General features: G+C 50.3%; 17 protein-coding genes and 1 riboswitch. Of the genes, 12 read left to right on the top strand and 5 right to left on the bottom strand.

The window, feature by feature from the left end:
- The first annotated feature begins 57 nt into the window (after window positions 1–57).
- The 4 genes from pxpB (at window position 58) to MKY82_RS20040 (ending at window position 3,242) form a co-directional block, all read left to right on the top strand.
- Entirely contained in the window at window positions 58–777 is a 720-nt protein-coding gene (gene pxpB, locus MKY82_RS20055) for a 5-oxoprolinase subunit PxpB (RefSeq protein WP_339294226.1), read from the top strand.
- Entirely contained in the window at window positions 774–1,775 is a 1,002-nt protein-coding gene (locus MKY82_RS20050; RefSeq protein WP_339294225.1) for a biotin-dependent carboxyltransferase family protein, read from the top strand. Before pxpB ends, MKY82_RS20050 begins: the two co-directional genes overlap by 4 nt.
- 6 nt (window positions 1,776–1,781) lie before the next feature.
- Window positions 1,782–2,540: a 5-oxoprolinase subunit PxpA gene (locus MKY82_RS20045; RefSeq protein WP_194543324.1), complete on the top strand. Its 759-nt coding sequence runs from the start codon at window positions 1,782–1,784 to the stop codon at window positions 2,538–2,540.
- A gap of 63 nt (window positions 2,541–2,603) precedes the next feature.
- The gene (locus tag MKY82_RS20040) at window positions 2,604–3,242 is read left to right on the top strand and encodes a pyroglutamyl-peptidase I (RefSeq protein WP_339294224.1); all 639 of its coding nucleotides are present in this window, start codon (window positions 2,604–2,606) and stop codon (window positions 3,240–3,242) included.
- 170 nt (window positions 3,243–3,412) lie between these two features.
- Here MKY82_RS20040 and MKY82_RS20035 read toward each other — a convergent pair whose 3' ends face one another.
- The 3 genes from MKY82_RS20035 to MKY82_RS20025 all read right to left on the bottom strand — a co-directional run bounded on the left by MKY82_RS20035 (window position 3,413) and on the right by MKY82_RS20025 (window position 7,288).
- On the bottom strand, window positions 3,413–3,814 hold the full coding sequence (locus MKY82_RS20035; RefSeq protein ID WP_339294223.1) for an immunity 7 family protein: 402 nt from the start codon (window positions 3,812–3,814) through the stop codon (window positions 3,413–3,415).
- Between the two features lie 19 nt (window positions 3,815–3,833).
- Window positions 3,834–5,963 carry a restriction endonuclease fold toxin gene (locus tag MKY82_RS20030; protein ID WP_339294222.1) on the bottom strand — a complete coding sequence of 710 codons (2,130 nt, stop codon included), beginning with the start codon at window positions 5,961–5,963 and terminating at the stop codon, window positions 3,834–3,836.
- Between the two features lie 191 nt (window positions 5,964–6,154).
- Window positions 6,155–7,288 carry a phosphodiester glycosidase family protein gene (locus MKY82_RS20025; RefSeq protein ID WP_339294221.1) on the bottom strand — a complete coding sequence of 378 codons (1,134 nt, stop codon included), beginning with the start codon at window positions 7,286–7,288 and terminating at the stop codon, window positions 6,155–6,157.
- Window positions 7,289–7,522: 234 nt separating this feature from the next.
- Between MKY82_RS20025 and MKY82_RS20020 the strand changes: the two genes are divergently transcribed.
- From MKY82_RS20020 to MKY82_RS20010, 3 genes are read left to right on the top strand one after another with little or no spacing between them, the layout of a single operon-like run.
- Window positions 7,523–7,891, top strand: a complete 369-nt coding sequence (locus tag MKY82_RS20020) for a GntR family transcriptional regulator (protein WP_009591066.1) — start codon at window positions 7,523–7,525, stop codon at window positions 7,889–7,891.
- A complete protein-coding gene (locus tag MKY82_RS20015; protein ID WP_194543321.1) occupies window positions 7,891–8,781 on the top strand; it encodes an ABC transporter ATP-binding protein in 891 nt (296 codons plus the stop codon). Before MKY82_RS20020 ends, MKY82_RS20015 begins: the two co-directional genes overlap by 1 nt.
- Complete coding sequence (locus tag MKY82_RS20010) at window positions 8,778–9,461, top strand: hypothetical protein (protein WP_220684770.1); 684 nt, start codon at window positions 8,778–8,780, stop codon at window positions 9,459–9,461. The genes MKY82_RS20015 and MKY82_RS20010 overlap by 4 nt, the downstream gene beginning before the upstream one ends.
- Window positions 9,462–9,478: 17 nt before the next feature.
- On the opposite strand, the gene MKY82_RS20005 is transcribed toward MKY82_RS20010, so the two are convergent.
- Entirely contained in the window at window positions 9,479–10,804 is a 1,326-nt protein-coding gene (locus MKY82_RS20005; RefSeq protein WP_220684771.1) for a voltage-gated chloride channel family protein, read from the bottom strand.
- A 72-nt stretch (window positions 10,805–10,876) separates the two neighbouring features.
- Window positions 10,877–10,937: riboswitch (Fluoride riboswitch) on the bottom strand.
- A gap of 233 nt (window positions 10,938–11,170) precedes the next feature.
- Between MKY82_RS20005 and MKY82_RS20000 the strand changes: the two genes are divergently transcribed.
- The 4 genes from MKY82_RS20000 to MKY82_RS19985 all read left to right on the top strand — a co-directional run bounded on the left by MKY82_RS20000 (window position 11,171) and on the right by MKY82_RS19985 (window position 16,102).
- Window positions 11,171–12,226 (top strand): iron ABC transporter permease, encoded by a 1,056-nt coding sequence (locus tag MKY82_RS20000; protein ID WP_339296701.1) that lies wholly within the window; start codon window positions 11,171–11,173, stop codon window positions 12,224–12,226.
- Window positions 12,226–13,260 carry an iron ABC transporter permease gene (locus MKY82_RS19995; protein WP_339218064.1) on the top strand — a complete coding sequence of 345 codons (1,035 nt, stop codon included), beginning with the start codon at window positions 12,226–12,228 and terminating at the stop codon, window positions 13,258–13,260. The genes MKY82_RS20000 and MKY82_RS19995 overlap by 1 nt, the downstream gene beginning before the upstream one ends.
- Before the next feature lie 94 nt (window positions 13,261–13,354).
- Window positions 13,355–15,070 (top strand): ABC transporter ATP-binding protein, encoded by a 1,716-nt coding sequence (locus MKY82_RS19990; RefSeq protein WP_339294220.1) that lies wholly within the window; start codon window positions 13,355–13,357, stop codon window positions 15,068–15,070.
- A gap of 33 nt (window positions 15,071–15,103) precedes the next feature.
- Entirely contained in the window at window positions 15,104–16,102 is a 999-nt protein-coding gene (locus MKY82_RS19985; RefSeq protein WP_339294219.1) for an ABC transporter substrate-binding protein, read from the top strand.
- Window positions 16,103–16,271: 169 nt separating this feature from the next.
- Here MKY82_RS19985 and MKY82_RS19980 read toward each other — a convergent pair whose 3' ends face one another.
- Window positions 16,272–16,676, bottom strand: a complete 405-nt coding sequence (locus MKY82_RS19980) for a helix-turn-helix domain-containing protein (protein ID WP_339294218.1) — start codon at window positions 16,674–16,676, stop codon at window positions 16,272–16,274.
- Window positions 16,677–16,868: 192 nt separating this feature from the next.
- Here MKY82_RS19980 and MKY82_RS19975 point away from each other — a divergent pair, with 192 nt between their 5' ends.
- A complete protein-coding gene (locus tag MKY82_RS19975) occupies window positions 16,869–18,074 on the top strand; it encodes an MFS transporter (protein WP_339294217.1) in 1,206 nt (401 codons plus the stop codon).
- Window positions 18,075–18,078: the final 4 nt, after the last annotated feature.

The following is an 18,078-nucleotide window of genomic DNA, read 5'->3' as shown; positions in this document are numbered from 1 at the left end:
GAATAATCATTCAATATTGACGATAATCAGCAGTACATATGGAATGGAGAATGTCCTATGAGCAAGTCTTATTCGTTCTTCCCTTTAGGGGATTCGGCTGTTCACATACAATTCGAAAATATCGTGAGTGAGAAGGTGCATCGCCAGGTCACGGCTATGACGAGACGAATAGAGCAGAACCCTTTTCCAGGCTGGATCGAATGCATCCCTTCGTATACGAGCGTAGCGGTTTACTATGATTATGATAAGATCGGCAAACCGGACGGATTCAATACCGTGTTTGCTTACGTCTGTTCGATGCTCGAGCAGCGGATGGAGGCGGGAGCTGAAGAGAAGAACATCACGAAATGTGAGGTTGTTGAAATACCGGTTTGTTATGGGGGCGACTATGGGCCGGATCTGGATGAAGTAGCTCAGCAGAACCACCTTACCCCCAGGGATGTCATTCGTATTCATTCCGGGCAGGATTACTTGGTATACGCCATTGGATTCGCGCCCGGCTTCCCCTATGTTGGAGGTGTTCCGGAGCAGATTGCGACACCGAGGAAACAGACTCCCCGGCTGCAAATTCCGGCTGGATCCGTAGGAATTGCCGGCACGCAAACCGGCATATATCCGATTGAAACGCCGGGTGGGTGGCAGATTATCGGCCGGACGCCGCTCGGTTTATTTCGTCCCGAAGCGGAGCCTCCAACGCTGTTGAAGAGCGGGCAATATATCCGGTTTCGGCCTATTCAAGCGGAGGAATACGAACAGTTAAGGGAAGTGGGTCTATGAGTATAACCGTTATAAAGCCGGGACTTCTTGTGACTCTTCAGGATGCGGGAAGACGGGGTTACGGCAGATACGGCATTATCACGGCTGGAGCAATGGATACCTCTGCTTATCGGATCGCCAATCGACTAGTTGGCAATGAGGATGATCAGGCCGTTCTGGAAATTACATGGTCAGGATTTGCGGTTGAATTTCATAGCGATCGGTGGGTTGCCATTACCGGCGGGGATTTATCACCCTCGATAGAAGGAGTGAAGGTTCCGATGTGGCGTCCCGTGTTGATCAAAGCAGGCCGTGTTCTGAGGTTTCAACAGCCGGTATCGGGTTGCCGTGCTTATATGGCGGTGTCGGGCGGATTTGATGTCAACCAGGTAATGGGCAGCAGCAGCACCTATTTAAGGGCCGGAATCGGCGGGTATGAAGGGAGGCCGTTGAAGACGGGGGATACGCTGCATGCCCATCTTTCTATGCTTCCTGTGGTCTCGTCTGAACGATACCTTGATGATTATGGCGGTTTCCTCACCGCAAAATGGGCCGTCTCTGCTGAAAGGTATCCTGGTCCAGGACAGGAGACGTTGATACGTGTGCTGAAAGGGCGTCAATATGATGACTTTGACGACGGCAGCAAGCAGGCGCTGTTCGGAGAACGGTTCACCGTAACTCCGCAATCGGACCGTATGGGCTACAGGTTGTCCGGTCCGCTGCTTCAATTGACCCATGAAAAGGAATATATATCCGAGCCGGTGGCCCTTGGAACGGTACAGGTACCTGCAGATGGCCAGCCCATCATTCTAATGGCGGATCGGCAGACGCTTGGAGGGTACCCCAAAATTGCGCAAGTGGCAACCGTCGATATTTCGCTGATCGCTCAGCTGTCGCCTGGAGCAGCGATTCGCTTTGCGGGTATTTCGTTGGCTGAAGCAGAACAGCTCTATACGGCTCATGTTCGGGAGTTTCGAATGTTGGAGTCCATGATCAAGCTTAAATTAAAGGAGTGGTGAGTCAGCATGGTTCGAGTGGACCTGAACTGTGATATGGGAGAGAGCTACGGTGCTTACAGGTTAGGCAATGATACGGAGCTTCTTCGCAGTATAACTTCGGCCAACATCGCTTGCGGATTTCATGCAGGCGATCCGGCGGTCATGCGGGCAACGGTCCGTCAAGCGATCGAGAGTGGTGCCGCAATCGGCGCGCACCCGGGCTTGCCCGATCTGGCCGGCTTCGGAAGAAGAAGAATGGAGATTACGCCTGCCGAAGCTTATGATATGGTAACCTATCAGATTGGAGCTTTGATGGCTTTTGCGATACAGGAAGGGTCCGGGCTGCAGCATGTAAAACCTCACGGTGCCCTGTATAATATGGCAGCGACATCCAGAGCCCTTGCGGATGCGATTGCATCGGCAATCAAGGATATCGATCCAACTCTCATTCTGTATGGGTTGGCAGGCAGCGAGTTAATCGCAGCGGGGGAGAAGGCAGGGCTTCGCACAGCAAGTGAAGTGTTTGCGGATCGTACCTACCAGGATGACGGCACACTCACGCCGAGACATCTGCCGGATGCCATCATAACCGATCCCGGAGCTGCGGTCACGCAAGTAGTCCGAATGGTGAAAAACAAAGTGGTAGTTACCCTGAGCGGCAAGGTGATCCCCATTGCGGCAGATACCGTCTGCATTCATGGAGATGGACCGCATGCAACGCTATTCGCGAGCGCCTTGCGATCACGGCTTGAAGCTGAAGGCGTAAGCGTTCAAGCACTGCTATAATAAAAGCTGGTACGATTTTCGTGACCCGGCAGTTTACATAAACGAGTACAGGAGATATGATACATGCTAAAAATATTAATTTCAGGCTTTGAACCTTTTGGCGGCAGCTCAGTTAATCCAACGGAGAGACTGGTTGAGGACATCAAGCACGTTTCCTTCCCCGGCGCAGAGATCAGAACGCTGCTTCTTCCCGTACATTACGATGAGTGTGCGGAGATTCTGCTGCAAGAGATGAAGGCATACGAGCCCGATGCGGTCATTGCCTGCGGCGTAGCGGGTGGGCGGACCGCCATTACCCCGGAACGCATCGCCATCAATATCAAGGACATACCGCCGGAATCGACGATTTCGGATAATCGGGGGGCAAGACCTCAAGATGAGCCGATAGACGCCGATGGACCGGACGGACTGTTTTCAACCCTTCCCATCCGTTTGATGATCAACAGGCTGAAGGAAGCGGGAATTCCAGCTGCGGTATCTAATACAGCCGGAACGTATATTTGCAATAATACGATGTATGCGATTTTGAACGATATTCGCCTAAAGCAAAAGTCTGCCATTGGCGGTTTTGTACATTTTCCGGCATCGACGGAGATGGCCGTGGAGAAGCCGTCATTGCCGACTTTATCCCATGAAACGATGTTGAATGGCCTGCGGATCATCATACAGGCAACGATGGATGAATTGAACGGACGAGCTTAAGTCACAGTGGCAATCACAATCTATTTGTGCAAAGAGTATGTAGTTACATCATTGAATAGATGATCCATATCCAGATAAACCATAAATCCCGTAACCCGCCATCCATGAGAACATCATGACGTAGCGAGTAACGGGATTTCTTTTATTATCTAACTTTAGTTATCATGTCATTAATCGACTTCGTCTTCGATCACCGGGACGCAAGGGGAGAGAAACGGATCGCTTTGTTCCTTCAACTGCCCGCGTGCCAGCACCTGAACCCGGAATTCGTTATCATAGCCTTCCAGATTCTCATCGTCTCTGGTATACAGAAGACCGTATGAACCGGGCGCGATTTCGCCGATCAATTGGTACAGCGCCTCGATCTCGGCAGCCTCGGCTCCCTTGCGGTTCGTAAAACCTCCGACATGAAGGTAATAGGAGCCGTTAGCCGCATTTAAGGATAACAAGCCGCTTCCCCATGCAAATTCGGTTATCTTAAGCTGTATTTTCTGAATGATCATGTCGAGCTGCCCGGCATCTGCCTCCGCAGGATTCTCCTGAATGGCAGCCCAGCCGTGAAATTCATACATGAATGCTCACTCCTTGTCGTTATAATGGATCGGTATCAATGTGGACTTCTATTCCATATCTTTGGCTGTATTCATGTAATTTGTCAATAACCGATTGGGCGGGCTCCCCTTCAAAATGATAATAGACCTTTCTGCCGGTCTGCTCCGCAGCTTCGAAGGTCGCTTTCATTTGATCGCGGACCTTTTTGTTAACCTGCTGCAGGGCAGGCTTGGTCTGGGCAACATACTCATCGCTAATGGCGTCGAATTCCCTGCCGATCGGGTCGGAATCAAACTTCATTCTCGATTCGCCGCCAAGTCGCTCCGCAAGCGCATCCGCGGCAGCATCCGGCTTGTTAACCTTCTGCAGCTCTCCGGAATATCTCGGTACCTCTTGCGGGGTTCCTTCCGTTTCGTCAGGTTTTTCTTCATCCGGTTTATCATTCGGCTTATTTTCATCCGGCTTTTCGTTGTCAGGCTTATCTTCCTCCGGCTTCCTCGGAGCCTCTTCCGGCTGTTCATTCGTAGTGTCCGGCTTCGGATTCCGAGTTCCGCCAGTGGGAACATCCGGCTCATTGCGCGTTTTCAAACCTAGCTTCTCGGAAAGCGTATCCAGCCACCTTCTCGCAGTGGGACCCAGCTTATTGGACAGCCAAGATACCCCTTTACCTATCGGAATGCGGCTGAGGATGACGGCTAACACGGCAGCTGCCGCATTTTGTGGGGACAGCAGCTTTTTCGGGTCGCGGATGTATCCGGCAATCTCGTGTCCGCCACCCGCAATGCCTGCGCCGGTCAAGGCAATGCCAAGAGCAGGCCAGAAGCTGACAAACAGCAGCGAAAGGGCAAAGGCTCCCAGTATGATACCCGCTTGCTCCCAGCCGCTAAGCCGGTCCCACCAGTTCTGGAGTGATTCGAACAAGCATGCGAAACAGGAGGAGTCAGCAGCGATCATCGAAGTGCCGATACCGGAGAGAATCCCTGCAGCAAGCATGAGGATGCCGATAGCTCCCAGAACGGCAGTATACTGTCTAACCTTTTCCTGAATCTGATCCCTTTGGTTTGCTGCTTCAAGATTGCCATATAATAACGAATATCCGAGCTCGCGCCGTTCTCGGTAGAATGCCATCAGGTAACCTAGGCGTTTCCGGTCTGTCAAGAGAGCCCGCGCCATCTGCCAACACTCCGTTAATGGATTGATAAGGCCCTCACCCTTCAGAACCGGGAGACGGTCACGGATTCGATGCAAATCAAAGTAGTCGATGAACAAACCTGCAACCAACAGGAGCAGGAAGAAGCCTTCGGTTCGGTAGCCTTCACCGGTCCACTCATGAAGAGTCAGTATCCACTCCGGCAGCCGATTCTGCCCATTCCAAGCCGCATGGTTCAGGATCGCCCAGAGGAGAAGGACAGCCGGAAAAGCATAGGTCCAGCGAGAGAGACGCTTGGCGTACCGGAAAGCGATGCCGATTCCAAGGGCGATCATGGCACTATGTACAGGATGCGTAACATTCATCATGGTCGGAATAAAACTTTCCTCGAAGTAGCCCGGAAATAAATCAAAGAACTCCCAATGCAGCGTTTTGCCGCCGAGAAACGACACCCCGTAATTGCTTTGGACCAGGCGCCTCGACAGCTCCTCCATAAATTGAAAGCCAATGCCGGGAGCAGCCCCTAACAATACATAATCGCTAAGGCTTAACGTCGTGGCTCTTCTTGAAAAAAACAAATACAGTCCCAGCGGCAATAGCTTGTAAATTTCCTCAACAACCGGGGTCATGACGGCAAATGACCATGTATCGGTAGTCCGTCCTCCAAAAATCAAATGAAGTCCCTGCATGGTCCCATTGGTCAAGGGAATGACCATAAGAACCCCTGAGAGAACAAACAAGCTGACCTGCTTCCAGGCAACGGTTTTGCTTCGGCTTAGCAGCCAAAATTGCAGCAATACGTAGAAAGACCATAAATATTGAACTAGCATGGTCCGTGATTCTTCGATCAGTACCAGACTAATAACGAGCACAAGTAGGGAAAGCCAGGAAAATAAGTGATACAACTTGGCAATGAAAGGGTATTTCCCAATCCATTCCCTCCAAACCCGATATATCCCCTCGATCGTGTCCCTGATTTTCGTCCGTATGACCGCAATAGACGATGTAATGGAATCCACCCCCCGCTGAATGAACCACAGCCTACGAATCGTTCACAAAAGACAGTTTGCTATATATTTACACAATAGGTGCTCATGGTGAAACATTTTCTTGATCAGCATATGCAGCTCGAAGCGGAGGTAGTGCTGCTTATAAAGAAAACCCCTGATCAGCCGGCAGAAGAACCGGATAAACAGGGGAGAGTAGGTAACTATTTATATTTTACGACAATGGCATTACTAATCTGCCGCCCAGGCGTCGTTAAGTACGATCCATTATAATACAAGCCGCTGGAGGCACCGCCATCCAGGTTCATCGCTTGGTATGCCCCGGCTTGCCTCATGATTTCCGCAAGCTGTGGAATGGTTGCTCCGCCAGTCGTTAACATGATCAGTTTATGATCCTTCGTGATACCTAACGCACTCCGTGCGCCGCCGCCTGTTAGAATCTTCGGATCTTTGAAGCCTTCCTTCTTGACGTCCAGGGTCACCTTGCCGTCAGTCAGCAGACGCGGGCCAGCTTGAAGGGCTCCTTCCATATGTCCGGCATCATATACGGATTTGAAATCAAGTCCTGGAATCATGGCGGCCAGACTGTTGCTGTCATAGGTGAAGATCGTTCGATTATCCCCCGAGGCCTTGTGCAAAATATTGCCTTTGCTGACCAAATAGCCGTAAGGCGCTTTGTATGCACCGGAAGTGTAGGCATCAAAGAATGTGCCGTTAATAGCTACTACGGCTTTGCTGCGCTTGGCTATACTGCGCAAATCCTCGACTTTCCCTGCTTTATTGCCTGCCAGAACAACGTCCAGTTCCACCTTCGGATGGAGAAGTGAAACGGTGACCACCTGTGCGCTGAAGGAACGGGAGCCAACCTTAAAGGTTTTTCTAGTCGACGTCACGGGCTTGGTTTGGCTGGATATGAATGTTCCAGATAGAACAGGAAGCGTGTGTGCTACATTCCCGTCCGTAATTTTCAGGGTGGATCTATTATGGCCCCAGGATAGCTTTAAGCCCAGGTGTTGACTGACAAATTGCAGGGGTACATAGGTAGAGCCGTTTTCGGAGAACGGAATTGCTTTAGACTGAACCTTCTTGCCATTTACGTAGGCATTCCGACTGCCCAGGTATAGGGTGAGAGCAGTATCTTCGCGAGTAATATGGAGTTTTTTTTCAGCGGCTGCATACGCCACTTTTACACCATCATAGGTCTTGAGGACCCCGACCGAAATATAGGACTGGCCGTTCTTGTCTACATAAGCCAAATTCTTGGCGGCGGATGCGGCATACAGCGGCGTTATTACCGTCAGCATGGCTAGTACAACGATTGCAATGATTCTTTTCATGTTCCTCTCAAGCTCCTTCTTCTCTTTATCTGTAGTGGGCAACGCTGGATTTGCGCCTATACTTTATCGGAAGGTAAGGACTATTTGTTTAGGACAAAAGTCTTGTGTTTGCTTGATTTTTGTAAATATATTCCGACAACCCATTGACAAGGGGCTTCGTCTCTTATATGGTTAATTACATGAGTAACTAACCAATGATGCAATGAAGGTTATAAACGAAAGTTGGTGAGGTAAATGGCATTTCAGATTGATGACAGCAGACCGATATTCATGCAAATTGCCGACAAAATCGAAGACGACATCATCGAAGCACGACTGCCTGAGGAGACACAGGTTCCGTCAACGAATCAGTTTGCAGCCTTTTACCAGATCAATCCGGCAACGGCTGCCAAAGGCGTAAATCTGCTGGTGGATCAAGGGATTTTGTACAAGAAACGGGGGATTGGCATGTTTGTAGCCTCAGGGGCTCGTGAATTGCTGATGGAGAAGCGCAAGACGGAGTTTTATGAGCAGTACGTTGTCGCCATGGTTAAGGAAGCGGCGAAGCTTGGGATTACCAAAGATCAATTATCGGAAATGATCCGCAGAGGGGAGCAAGACTGATGAGCCAAACCGTGATTGAAGTCAAGAATTTGAGTAAGAAATATAAGGATACTATGGCCGTCGATAATGTGAGCTTTACGGTAGAAGCCAACAAGATCTACGGATTGCTGGGAAGGAACGGAGCCGGCAAAACGACCATCATGCAGATGATCACAGCGCAACTATTCGCAACCCAGGGTGAGATCCGCGTATTTGGTGAGCATCCTTATGAAAATCTAAAGGTCATCCAGCAGGTATGCTTTATTAAGGAAGGTCAGAAGTATCCGGATCTGTTCACGGTCAGGGATGTGATGGAAACTGCAGCGAGCGTATATCCGAACTGGGATGCGGAATATGCCAAGGAACTGATCGAGGTATTTCGATTGCCCATGAAGCGACTCGTGAAAAGATTGTCCCGCGGTATGCTATCGTCGGTTGGCATCATTGTCGGACTCGCCAGCCGCGCACCCATTACGATCTTTGATGAGCCTTATCTGGGTCTGGATGCCGTGGCCAGAGAGCTGTTCTATGATCAATTGATCGAGGATTACACCGATCATCCGCGTACGATAATTCTGTCCACTCATTTGATCGACGAGGTTAGCAGACTGCTGGAGCATATCATTGTCATTGATGGCGGGAAAATATTGCTGGACGACGCCACGGATGATTTGCGGGGACGCGCTTATACGATCGTCGGTCCCTCCGGGATGGTCGAATCGTTCATCCAGGGGCAGGAAGTGATCCATCGGGAGTCTTTCGCTTCCATGTTGTCCGTTACGTTAATGGGAAGCGCATCAACGAAGTTAAAAAAAGAGGCGGAAGAATTGGGTTTGGAAACAGCCCCCGTCTCCCTTCAGCAGTTAATCGTATATCTGACTAAGCGTGAAAAGGTGGGGGGCCAACTATGAACGGAATTCCTGGCGTACTGCGTATTTATACGAAACAGAAATTATCCTGGATTTACTTGCCTTGGGCAATCACGGCATTCAGTTTTCTGACTAACTATTTTATCAGCCTAATGGTTAATGGAGATTCATTCTATGCCGGTGGCTTGGCTACGATTTTTATCTATGTCTTTGTCGGGGCTTTGGTTTCGGTGCTGCAGCTGTTTCCATTCGCCCTAGGGTTCAGTATTCGAAGAACGGACTTCTTTGCAGGATCTGTTCTTATGTTGGTTTCGTACAGCATCTTTACGTCAATCATTTTATTGATATTAGCTGAAGTTGAACGGTCAACGGGTTCTTGGGGAAATCGGGTATCTTTCTTTAAACTGCCGTATTTAAATGACGGCACGTTGCTAGAACAATTTATGATCTATTTCATAGTACTTGTTTCATTTGCCTTTATCGGGATGGGAATCGGTGTTTTCTATCTTCGGCATCGTGGTATTAAAACCTTTGTCATGCTTGCGGCCTATTTCATTCTATTGTCGGGGGCCAGCGTTCTGGTCACCCAATACGGCTGGTGGGGGCAAGTGTTTGACTGGCTTGTCAAACATACTGCCTTTGAATTGTCCCTGTGGTTCATTCCGATCACGCTCATCCTTGCTCTTTTTAGTTACCGTTCGATTCGCAAAAGCTCGGTGTAAAGGCAAAAGACGTCCGATTACTTGGACGTCTTTTGTTTGTGCTTCTGTTTATTTAACGTCTTTGCACCCGCAAGCGTTGTGCCCAGCGGAAACGAGAGGAGCGGGTGTTTGGATATGCCGATTTGTTGAGAGGTATAGATGCCGGAGTGCCCGGAGAACAGGTAGCTGATAACGCAGGCCATCAACATATACACGGCGCCTTCCCCGCCGAACAGTTCGATTCCCATAATAAAGCAAGCAATCGGGGTGTTCGTCGCTCCGCAGAAGACGGCAATAAATCCTAATGCAGCCAGGAACGGAGCGTATAATCCGATCCATTCGGATAACGCGTTGCCCAGCGTTGCACCGATGGCAAACAGCGGGGTTACTTCCCCTCCTTGGAACCCTGCTCCGAGCGTCAGCGAGGTAAAGAGGATTTTGCCGAGAAAGGCGAGAGGCGATACCTCGTCTGTGAAGGAGGCTTCAATCAGGGGGAGTCCCAGCCCCAAATATTCGCGTGTCCCAAGCAGATAAACCAGCGCAATGATGATGATGCCCCCGACAGCGCTTTTGATCATCGGATTGTGGAAGAAATAACCGTACCACTGCTTCAAGGAATGGGTTAGCTCACTGAACAGCCGGCTTGTCAGACCAAAGAGAATCGAGGCGAAAATCACCTTTAGGATTACGAGGAAACTCAAAGCCGGAATTTCTCCGATTGGATAATGCAGATGGCTGACGCCCCATAGGGAGGTGGCGATCAGATTCCCGACCAAGCTGGCTACGAATGCAGGGAATAGGGCTTGATGCGAGATCAGTCCGATGGCAAGCACTTCAAGTCCAAATAGGGTTCCCGCCAGCGGTGTGCCGAAGATGGATCCGAAGCCGCCGCTAATTCCGCAGATTAGCAGTATTTTTCGATCCGCCGGCGTTACGCGGATAAGCTTGCCGAACCCCTCCGATAAACTTCCTCCCATCTGAACGGCAGTGCCCTCACGTCCTGCAGATCCCCCAAACAGATGCGTGATCAATGTCCCGATTAGCACTAATGGCGCCATGCGCAATGGTACGGATTCTGTACCGCCATGGATTTGTTCAAGGATGAGATTATTCCCTTTGGTGCAACTCTTGCCAAACTTGTAATATAGGAAGCTGACCCCGGCCCCTCCCAAGGGAAGGAAGAACAGCAGCCAAGGATTCTCCATGCGAAGGGAGGTTACATAGTCCAGACTGTAAAGAAAGAAGGCGGAGGCGCTGCCCGTCATCAATCCTACAAAACTTCCCAGAACGATCCATTTGATGAAGTAACCGGACAACAAGGCGTATGGCCATTTTTCGGCAGTGTTAAACCATTTTTTAATCATGCAGTTTCACCCGTTTCTATATATTCGCCGCTAACCCTTCAATACACAAACAGACTCCTACCAGGAAAGCGACCTCTGGTAGGAGTCATTAGCTATCGAAGCGGTTATGGCGAACTCCATCGCCTCATTCAATTAGCATTTATTGTAATGGAATAGAGGTTTCCGTGTCAATGGCACAATCCATTAGGAGCGGGGCTTTTAGTTAAGCCCAAAGCAGTATCGCTTATATTTGGAAAAAAACGCTTGACTTGGGCATGGACTTTTTTCAGGTGAGAAATTCAAGATGTCCATGGACGCAGGAAAGACATATATTTTATAGTTACAGTTGATAATGAGAATCAATATCATATTATTGAGGGGAAAATGATGTCAGCAAACACGTCCAATCCAAGTCTTACAGATTCCAAGACCGACGTTACACTCAAGGGGCGACCATGGGCTGCGACCCTGATTCTTACGGGCGGCGTTGCAGCGCTGGTGCTTGGCATAGCTTTATCGATATCGCTCGGAGCGGCCGATATTGATCTGCGAAATGTTTGGGAAGCGGTGTTCTTCTTTAATCCCGACGTGACGGAGCATCAGATCATACAGGAACTGCGCTTGCCGAGAGTCCTCGGCGGGGCGATGGTGGGCGCCTGCTTTGCCGTATCCGGCGCGATCATGCAGGGGATGACCCGCAATCCGCTCGCTGATTCCGGTTTGCTCGGATTAAATGCGGGAGCGGGTTTTGCCATTGCCCTCTGTTTTTCCTTTTTTCCGGGGCTGCCTTATATGTACCTGATTCTGTTTTCATTCCTTGGAGCAGGATTAGGTGCGGTTCTCGTGTATGGGGTCAGTTCCATGGCAAAAGGAGGCCTAACGCCGGTACGTGTCGTTCTTGCGGGTGCTGCCCTTAGTGCTTTGTTAAGTGCGCTTAGCGAAGGCATCGCATTGTATTTTCAGGTCGGACAGGACATGGCGTTCTGGTATGCCGGCGGAACCGCGGGGATTAAGTGGGTCCACCTAAAGATTATGCTGCCGTGGATCGTCGCTGCTATATTGGGAGCTATTGCATTGTCACGCTCTATTACCATGCTCAGCCTCGGCGATGAGATCGCCCGCGGGCTCGGGCAGCGAACGGGTCTCGTCAAGCTGGCCGGAACGGTGATCGTGCTGGTGCTGGCAGGGGCTGCCGTCTCGGTTGTTGGTGCGGTAGGCTTTGTCGGTCTCATGATTCCGCACGTCACCCGCAAGCTGGTTGGTGTGGATTACCGCCTCATCATTCCTTGCTCGGCCGTTCTGGGGAGCTTGCTGGTCGTCATTGCCGACTTAGCAGCAAGAATGGTGAACCCTCCTTACGAGACACCGGTGGGTGCGATCATCGCACTGATCGGGGTGCCCTTCTTCCTCTACTTGGCACGCAAAGAAAGGAGGGAGCTGTAATGGAGACCATCACGAATACCATGCATGGGCGAAAAGACAAGAAGCGCAAAATCATCACCCTGTCTGTGCTGGCTGCCCTGATCGTTCTAGTATTCCTAATCAGTATGAACACGGGGGTCATTCGTTTGTCGCCGCTTGAGGTCATAAAAACACTGTTTGGCGGCGGGACGGATAAGCAGGAGCTGGTGCTGTTCGAATTCCGCTTGCCGCGTATCGTCATCTCGCTGCTGATTGGGGCAGGCTTAGCGATATCGGGATGTGTGATGCAGGGAATATCCCGTAATGAGCTGGCGGATCCGGGTATCTTGGGGATTAATGCAGGTGCAGGGTTGATGGTGATGCTGTTCATTTCATTTTTTCCAAGTACGACGGCGGCTCCTGTCTATCTATTGCCGGTGCTTGCATTGATTGGGGCAAGTTTAACCGCTGCATTAATATGCGTGCTGGCCTATAAGAAGAATCAGGGCTTTAAGCCGACGGGGCTGCTCTTAACAGGGATTGCCGTTGCGGCTGGCATCAGTGCGGCAATGATTGTGCTAACGCTGCGCTTGAGTCCTGAAAAATATCAGTTTGTTGCCACTTGGCTGGCGGGCAGCATTTGGGGTTCGAGCTGGAAGTTTGTATTGGCATTGCTCCCATGGATCCTTGTGCTTCTGCCCTTCGTCATGTATAAAGCGCAGGTGATGAACGTTCTCAATCTTGGAGAACCGATGGCGACCGGACTCGGTGCTTCCGTCACGAAGGAGCAGCTGAAGCTGTTGGCAGCGGCGGTTGGCTTGGCAGCCTCGTGCGTTGCAGTAAGCGGCGGAATTGGATTTGTCGGACTTATCGCACCCCACCTGTCCAGACGCTTGGTCGGTGCGAAGCATCAGCTGCTGCTGCCGGTAACGGCACTGGTTGGTGCACTGCTGGTTATCACGGCCGATACCCTTGGGCGTTGGATCATCCAACCATCTGAGATTCCGACGGGGATTGTGGTTGCGGTGATCGGTGCTCCTTATTTCCTGTACCTGTTATCCAGATCGAGGGCATAAAAGGATAAGTTCGTCACGGATCTAAATGGGGCAATTGTTAAAAAGAAAGGACTTGCTCATTTCTATAGCGGAATATCGGATTAAGGAGGTCCTTATGCTGCGTCGATTTTTTTCCTATTACAAGCCTTATAAAGGGCTGTTCATCCTGGATTTTTGCTGCGCTATCTTTGCGGCTTTACTTGAATTGATATTCCCGGTTGCCGTCAACCGCGTGATTGACGACTTGCTGCCAAGCGGCAACTGGAAGTGGATCTTATACGCTTGTCTGGGTCTACTCGGCATTTATGTTGTCAGTTCCTTCTTGCATTACGTTGTCACCTATTGGGGGCATAAACTCGGCATCAACATTGAGACGGATATGCGCAAAAAACTGTTTGATCGGGTTCAGAAGCAATCCTTCCGTTTTTTTGACAACAACAAGACGGGACATCTAGTCTCGCGGATGACAAACGATTTGATGGATATCGGAGAAATTGCCCACCACGGTCCGGAAGATCTGTTCATCGCCGTCATGACGCTTGCCGGAGCTTTGGGCATCATGCTCGGACTTAACTGGGAGCTCGCGGTGATGACGTTTGTGATTGTTCCATTGATGGTCTATCTATCGCTGTATTTCAGTGGGAAAATGTCGGCTGCGTTCAAGCGCATGTTCTCCGATATTGCCGATTACAACGCACGGGTGGAGAACAACGTCAGCGGTATCCGAGTGGTACAAGCCTTCTCGAATGAGGAGCATGAAATGGCTCGTTTCGCGGAGAACAACAACCGCTTCCGCTTAACGAAGCTGGTTGCTTACCGCATCATGGCTTGGAACTCTTCGATCAGCTTTATCCTGATGAAATTCATCTCCCTGTTCGTTTTGGTGTGCGGAACTTGGTTCGTGATCGAAGGGCGGATGACCAACGGGGAGTTTATCGCTTTTGTCATGCTGTCCAACGTGTTCCTTGGTCCGATTAAACAGATCAATGCGGTGATTGAGATGTATCCGAAGGGAATCGCCGGTTTTAAGCGGTATTTGGAGCTGCTTGAGAGTGAACCGGACGTTGCGGATTCGCCGGGTGCCAAGCCAGTTAACCATTTGCGGGGAGACATTGCCTTTCACGGGATATCCTTCGGTTACGAGAACAAAGATCAAGTGCTGCAGGATGTTAATTTATCGATTCGAGCTGGTGAAACTGTTGCGCTTGTGGGTCCGTCCGGAGCGGGCAAGACCACCCTGTGTTCTCTGCTGCCGCGTTTCTATGATATTGCTGCTGGCCGGATTACGATTGACGGAATCGATATCCGGGACATGACGCTGCAATCCCTTCGTTCCCATATTGGCATCGTGCAGCAGGATGTATTCCTGTTTGATGGCAGCATTCGCGAAAACATTGCTTATGGCCGACTGGATGCTGCAGATAGCGACATTATGAAAGCCGTGAGCCGTGCCCAGCTCGAGGATCTGGTCGCTTCGCTTCCGGATGGGCTGGACACCTTAATTGGCGAGAGAGGCGTTAAGCTGTCCGGCGGACAGAAACAGCGCCTGTCGATCGCCCGGATGTTCCTCAAGAATCCGCCGATTCTTATTCTGGACGAAGCAACGTCTGCATTGGATGCGGAGACCGAAGCGGCGATTCAGCAGGCGCTGGCCGAACTGTCGGAGGGACGTACGACCCTGGTGATTGCACACCGACTAGCAACGATCAAGAATGCAGACCGCATTGTGGTTGTTGCAGACAAAGGTATCGCCGAACAAGGTATCCATGAAGATCTGCTCGCAGCGCATGGTATATACAGCCGATTGCATCGGGCTCAATTCGGTGCTTGATCCAAGCTTAAACTTTATGAGGAGGATGAAACTATGTTCACATCTAAATTTCGGGTAACTCTCTCCATGCTCATCCTATGTTCGTTCTTGATTTCCGCATGTGGCGGGAATGGAAATACCACCAACGAAGCGGGTTCTTCAGGCGAAACAGCTGCAGGCGCGGACAAGCCCCAGACTGAAGCCGCAGCTCCTACGACTAGAAAGGTGGATACGATTCATGGTCCGATCGAGTATCCCGCCGATCCACAGCGAATTGTAGTCGATGCATATTTACCTACCTTATTGCTGCTCGGAGAAAAGCCGGTCGGCGCGACAGCGACGGATCTCGAGAACGTCCATATCCAAGACAAGATTGAGGGCATAGAAAATACGGGGGAAAGCGCTCCGGAAAAGATAGTGGAACTGAACCCTGACCTGATTATCAGCGCTAACTCCGATCCGGAAGTTTTCGAGAAGCTGTCTAAAATCGCGCCGACGGTCATTTTGCCTTATGAAACCTATCGAAGCGTGCACGAAGAAGTAGAGGGATTGGGTGCTATTCTTGGCAAAGAAGTAGAAGCGAAGGAATGGCTCGCTGAATTTGATAAGAAAATAGAAGAACTGCGCGCGAAAGTGAATGGCGTTATTAAAGAGGGTGAAACTTTTTCCATCTTTGGCGCTTTCGGCAAAACCTTCTACCTGTACGGCGACGGCATTTATCGGGGAGGATTGGCAATATACAAGGAGCTTCAATTAACCCCTCCGGCAACGATTCAAAAAGAATTGATTGATGCCAACGTGACTTACAAAGAGGTTTCCCTGGAAGTTCTGAATGATTACGCAGGCGATTATATCTTCTTTGATGAGTCTAACGGTGCCGAGTTGGATAAGAAGGACAAGGTGTGGACTTCGATTGAGGCCGTCAAACAGGATCGCGTGTTTTATCTCGATGCCAAACGGTTCTGGCCGTTCGATCCCATTGCTGTCCTGGCCCAGGCTGAGGAAGTGACGGAAATGATCGTCAGCCAAAAAGAGAAAGAGAACGCGAAATAGTCAGCGGTCTCGGTGCTTACTCATGGAATGGGCAGGAGGGCATTACATTTCTTTCATTCCCTGAATTGATCTTATGGTTTGATAACATAGAGAGAATATGAAAAGGGCAAGGTCCGTGATCACGGACCTTGCCCTTGCTATTTGTATCAAGAGTGCTTATAAATCATGTCTAGCGTGCATCTCTGGCTGTGGGCTCGTCCGAGACTTTCAGTTTATCATTCAGGATACTGTCCTCAAGCACGCTGAATTTGTCCCCGTATACCTTCGTAATATGATTTTCGCCCCATGCACAGAGCATATCCAGAATTCCGCTCAAACTCATGCCGTACTCGCTCAGCTCATATTCCACTTTAGGCGGTACTTGATTATGAATAATCCGATTGATCACTCCATCGTCCTCCAGCTCCCGCAGCTGCTGCGTCAACATTTTTTGGGTGATGTGCGGCATGAGACGCTTCAGCTCATTGGTTCTTTTACGGCCATGGGTCAGATGGCAGAGGATCACGCATTTCCATTTGCCCCCGATCACTTCCAATGTCGCTTCGACGGCGATGTTGTATTTCTTCGTTTGCATATTCATCCTCCTATTCTTCATAGGCACTAAAAAGTACCTAGGGTACTGTCAGGTACCTACATTACAAAAAAGTACGTTCTTCACACAAGAAATGATATAGATCATAATAGCATTTGCCAGCTGGATTACACCATACTCAATATTTTTACAATATATAAGCAAGAGAATAGGATAGGGGGAAATATCAACATCATGATGATCGATAAAAAAAGAAGTATGCTGGCGCTGCTGGCGCTTGCCGTCAGTGCCTTCGCCATCGGAACTACGGAATTTATCAGCGTAGGGCTGCTGCCGTTGATTGCGGAGGATATGAACATATCCGTCACGACCGCCGGATTGACCGTTTCGATGTATGCGCTTGGCGTTACTTTCGGTGCGCCGATCCTAACGTCGCTGACATCAAGGATGTCCAGGAAGACTTTGCTGCTCTGGATTATGATCATTTTTATTATTGGTAACAGCTTGGCAGCGGGCGCATCTTCCATTGGTATCCTGCTTGCAGCACGTGTATTTTCGGCCTTTTCGCATGGCGTATTTATGTCGATCGGCTCGATCATTGCCGCAAGCGTGGTGCCTGAGAATCGTAGGGCATCCGCGATCTCCATTATGTTTACGGGGCTGACGGTAGCGACGGTTACCGGCGTTCCGCTTGGTACATTTATAGGTCAACAGTGGGGCTGGAGACTTGCTTTTGTCGCCATTGTCGTGGTCGGTATTGTTGCGCTGATCGCGAACAGTATCCTGGTCCCTTCCGACTTGCCTAAGGGAGAACGCACTTCATTCCGTGCCCAGGCTAAATTGCTGACGAATGGAAGACTGCTGCTTATGCTCCTGATTACGGCCCTCGGTTATGGCGGGACCTTTGTCGTCTTCACTTATTTATCCCCATTGCTGCAGGATATAACAGGCTTCAAGGAAAATACGGTGGCCATCATCCTGCTGGTATACGGGATCGCCATTGCAGTCGGTAATGTGATCGGTGGAAAGGCAGCCAATCGCAACCCGCTTCGAGCATTATTCTATATGTTCATCGCCCAAGCACTGGTGCTGATCACGCTTACGTTTACCGCACCGTTTCAAGTGGCCGGACTGATCACGATTTTTCTCATGGGATTTTTGGCTTTCATGAATGTGCCGGGACTACAGGTTTATGTCGTCATGCTGGCTGAACGGTTTGCACCGGGGGCTGTGAATATGGCTTCCGCGCTGAACATTGCCGCATTTAATGCCGGCATCGCCATTGGCGCTTTTCTGGGCGGCTTAATCACGAATTCCATGGGCCTGATTCATACGGCATGGATCGGGGCGCTGATGGTGCTCGGCGCGGTGGTTCTCACCGGATGGAGCTTGAAGCTGGAACGGAAGGAGACGGATAAGGCGAGTAAGCAAGCGGCCTAAATGA

The organism is Paenibacillus sp. FSL W7-1279, from assembly GCF_037969845.1.
Lineage (GTDB): Bacteria > Bacillota > Bacilli > Paenibacillales > Paenibacillaceae > Paenibacillus_AQ.
This window is presented reverse-complemented; position numbering and strand designations above follow the sequence as displayed.

Bases quoted from the DNA above. Each gene is read 5' to 3' on its own strand.
- MKY82_RS19980 (WP_339294218.1), bottom strand. From the start codon at position 16,676: ATGCAAACGAAGAAATACAACATCGCCGTCGAAGCGACATTGGAAGTG.
- MKY82_RS20025 (WP_339294221.1), bottom strand. From the start codon at position 7,288: ATGAAAAGAATCATTGCAATCGTTGTACTAGCCATGCTGACGGTAATA.
- MKY82_RS20040 (WP_339294224.1), top strand. From the start codon at position 2,604: ATGCTAAAAATATTAATTTCAGGCTTTGAACCTTTTGGCGGCAGCTCA.
- MKY82_RS19975 (WP_339294217.1), top strand. From the start codon at position 16,869: ATGATGATCGATAAAAAAAGAAGTATGCTGGCGCTGCTGGCGCTTGCC.
- MKY82_RS19990 (WP_339294220.1), top strand. From the start codon at position 13,355: ATGCTGCGTCGATTTTTTTCCTATTACAAGCCTTATAAAGGGCTGTTC.
- MKY82_RS20035 (WP_339294223.1), bottom strand. From the start codon at position 3,814: ATGTATGAATTTCACGGCTGGGCTGCCATTCAGGAGAATCCTGCGGAG.
- MKY82_RS19995 (WP_339218064.1), top strand. From the start codon at position 12,226: ATGGAGACCATCACGAATACCATGCATGGGCGAAAAGACAAGAAGCGC.
- MKY82_RS20050 (WP_339294225.1), top strand. From the start codon at position 774: ATGAGTATAACCGTTATAAAGCCGGGACTTCTTGTGACTCTTCAGGAT.
- MKY82_RS20015 (WP_194543321.1), top strand. From the start codon at position 7,891: ATGAGCCAAACCGTGATTGAAGTCAAGAATTTGAGTAAGAAATATAAG.
- MKY82_RS19985 (WP_339294219.1), top strand. From the start codon at position 15,104: ATGTTCACATCTAAATTTCGGGTAACTCTCTCCATGCTCATCCTATGT.
- MKY82_RS20010 (WP_220684770.1), top strand. From the start codon at position 8,778: ATGAACGGAATTCCTGGCGTACTGCGTATTTATACGAAACAGAAATTA.
- MKY82_RS20005 (WP_220684771.1), bottom strand. From the start codon at position 10,804: ATGATTAAAAAATGGTTTAACACTGCCGAAAAATGGCCATACGCCTTG.
- pxpB (WP_339294226.1), top strand. From the start codon at position 58: ATGAGCAAGTCTTATTCGTTCTTCCCTTTAGGGGATTCGGCTGTTCAC.
- MKY82_RS20020 (WP_009591066.1), top strand. From the start codon at position 7,523: ATGGCATTTCAGATTGATGACAGCAGACCGATATTCATGCAAATTGCC.
- MKY82_RS20045 (WP_194543324.1), top strand. From the start codon at position 1,782: ATGGTTCGAGTGGACCTGAACTGTGATATGGGAGAGAGCTACGGTGCT.
- MKY82_RS20000 (WP_339296701.1), top strand. From the start codon at position 11,171: ATGTCAGCAAACACGTCCAATCCAAGTCTTACAGATTCCAAGACCGAC.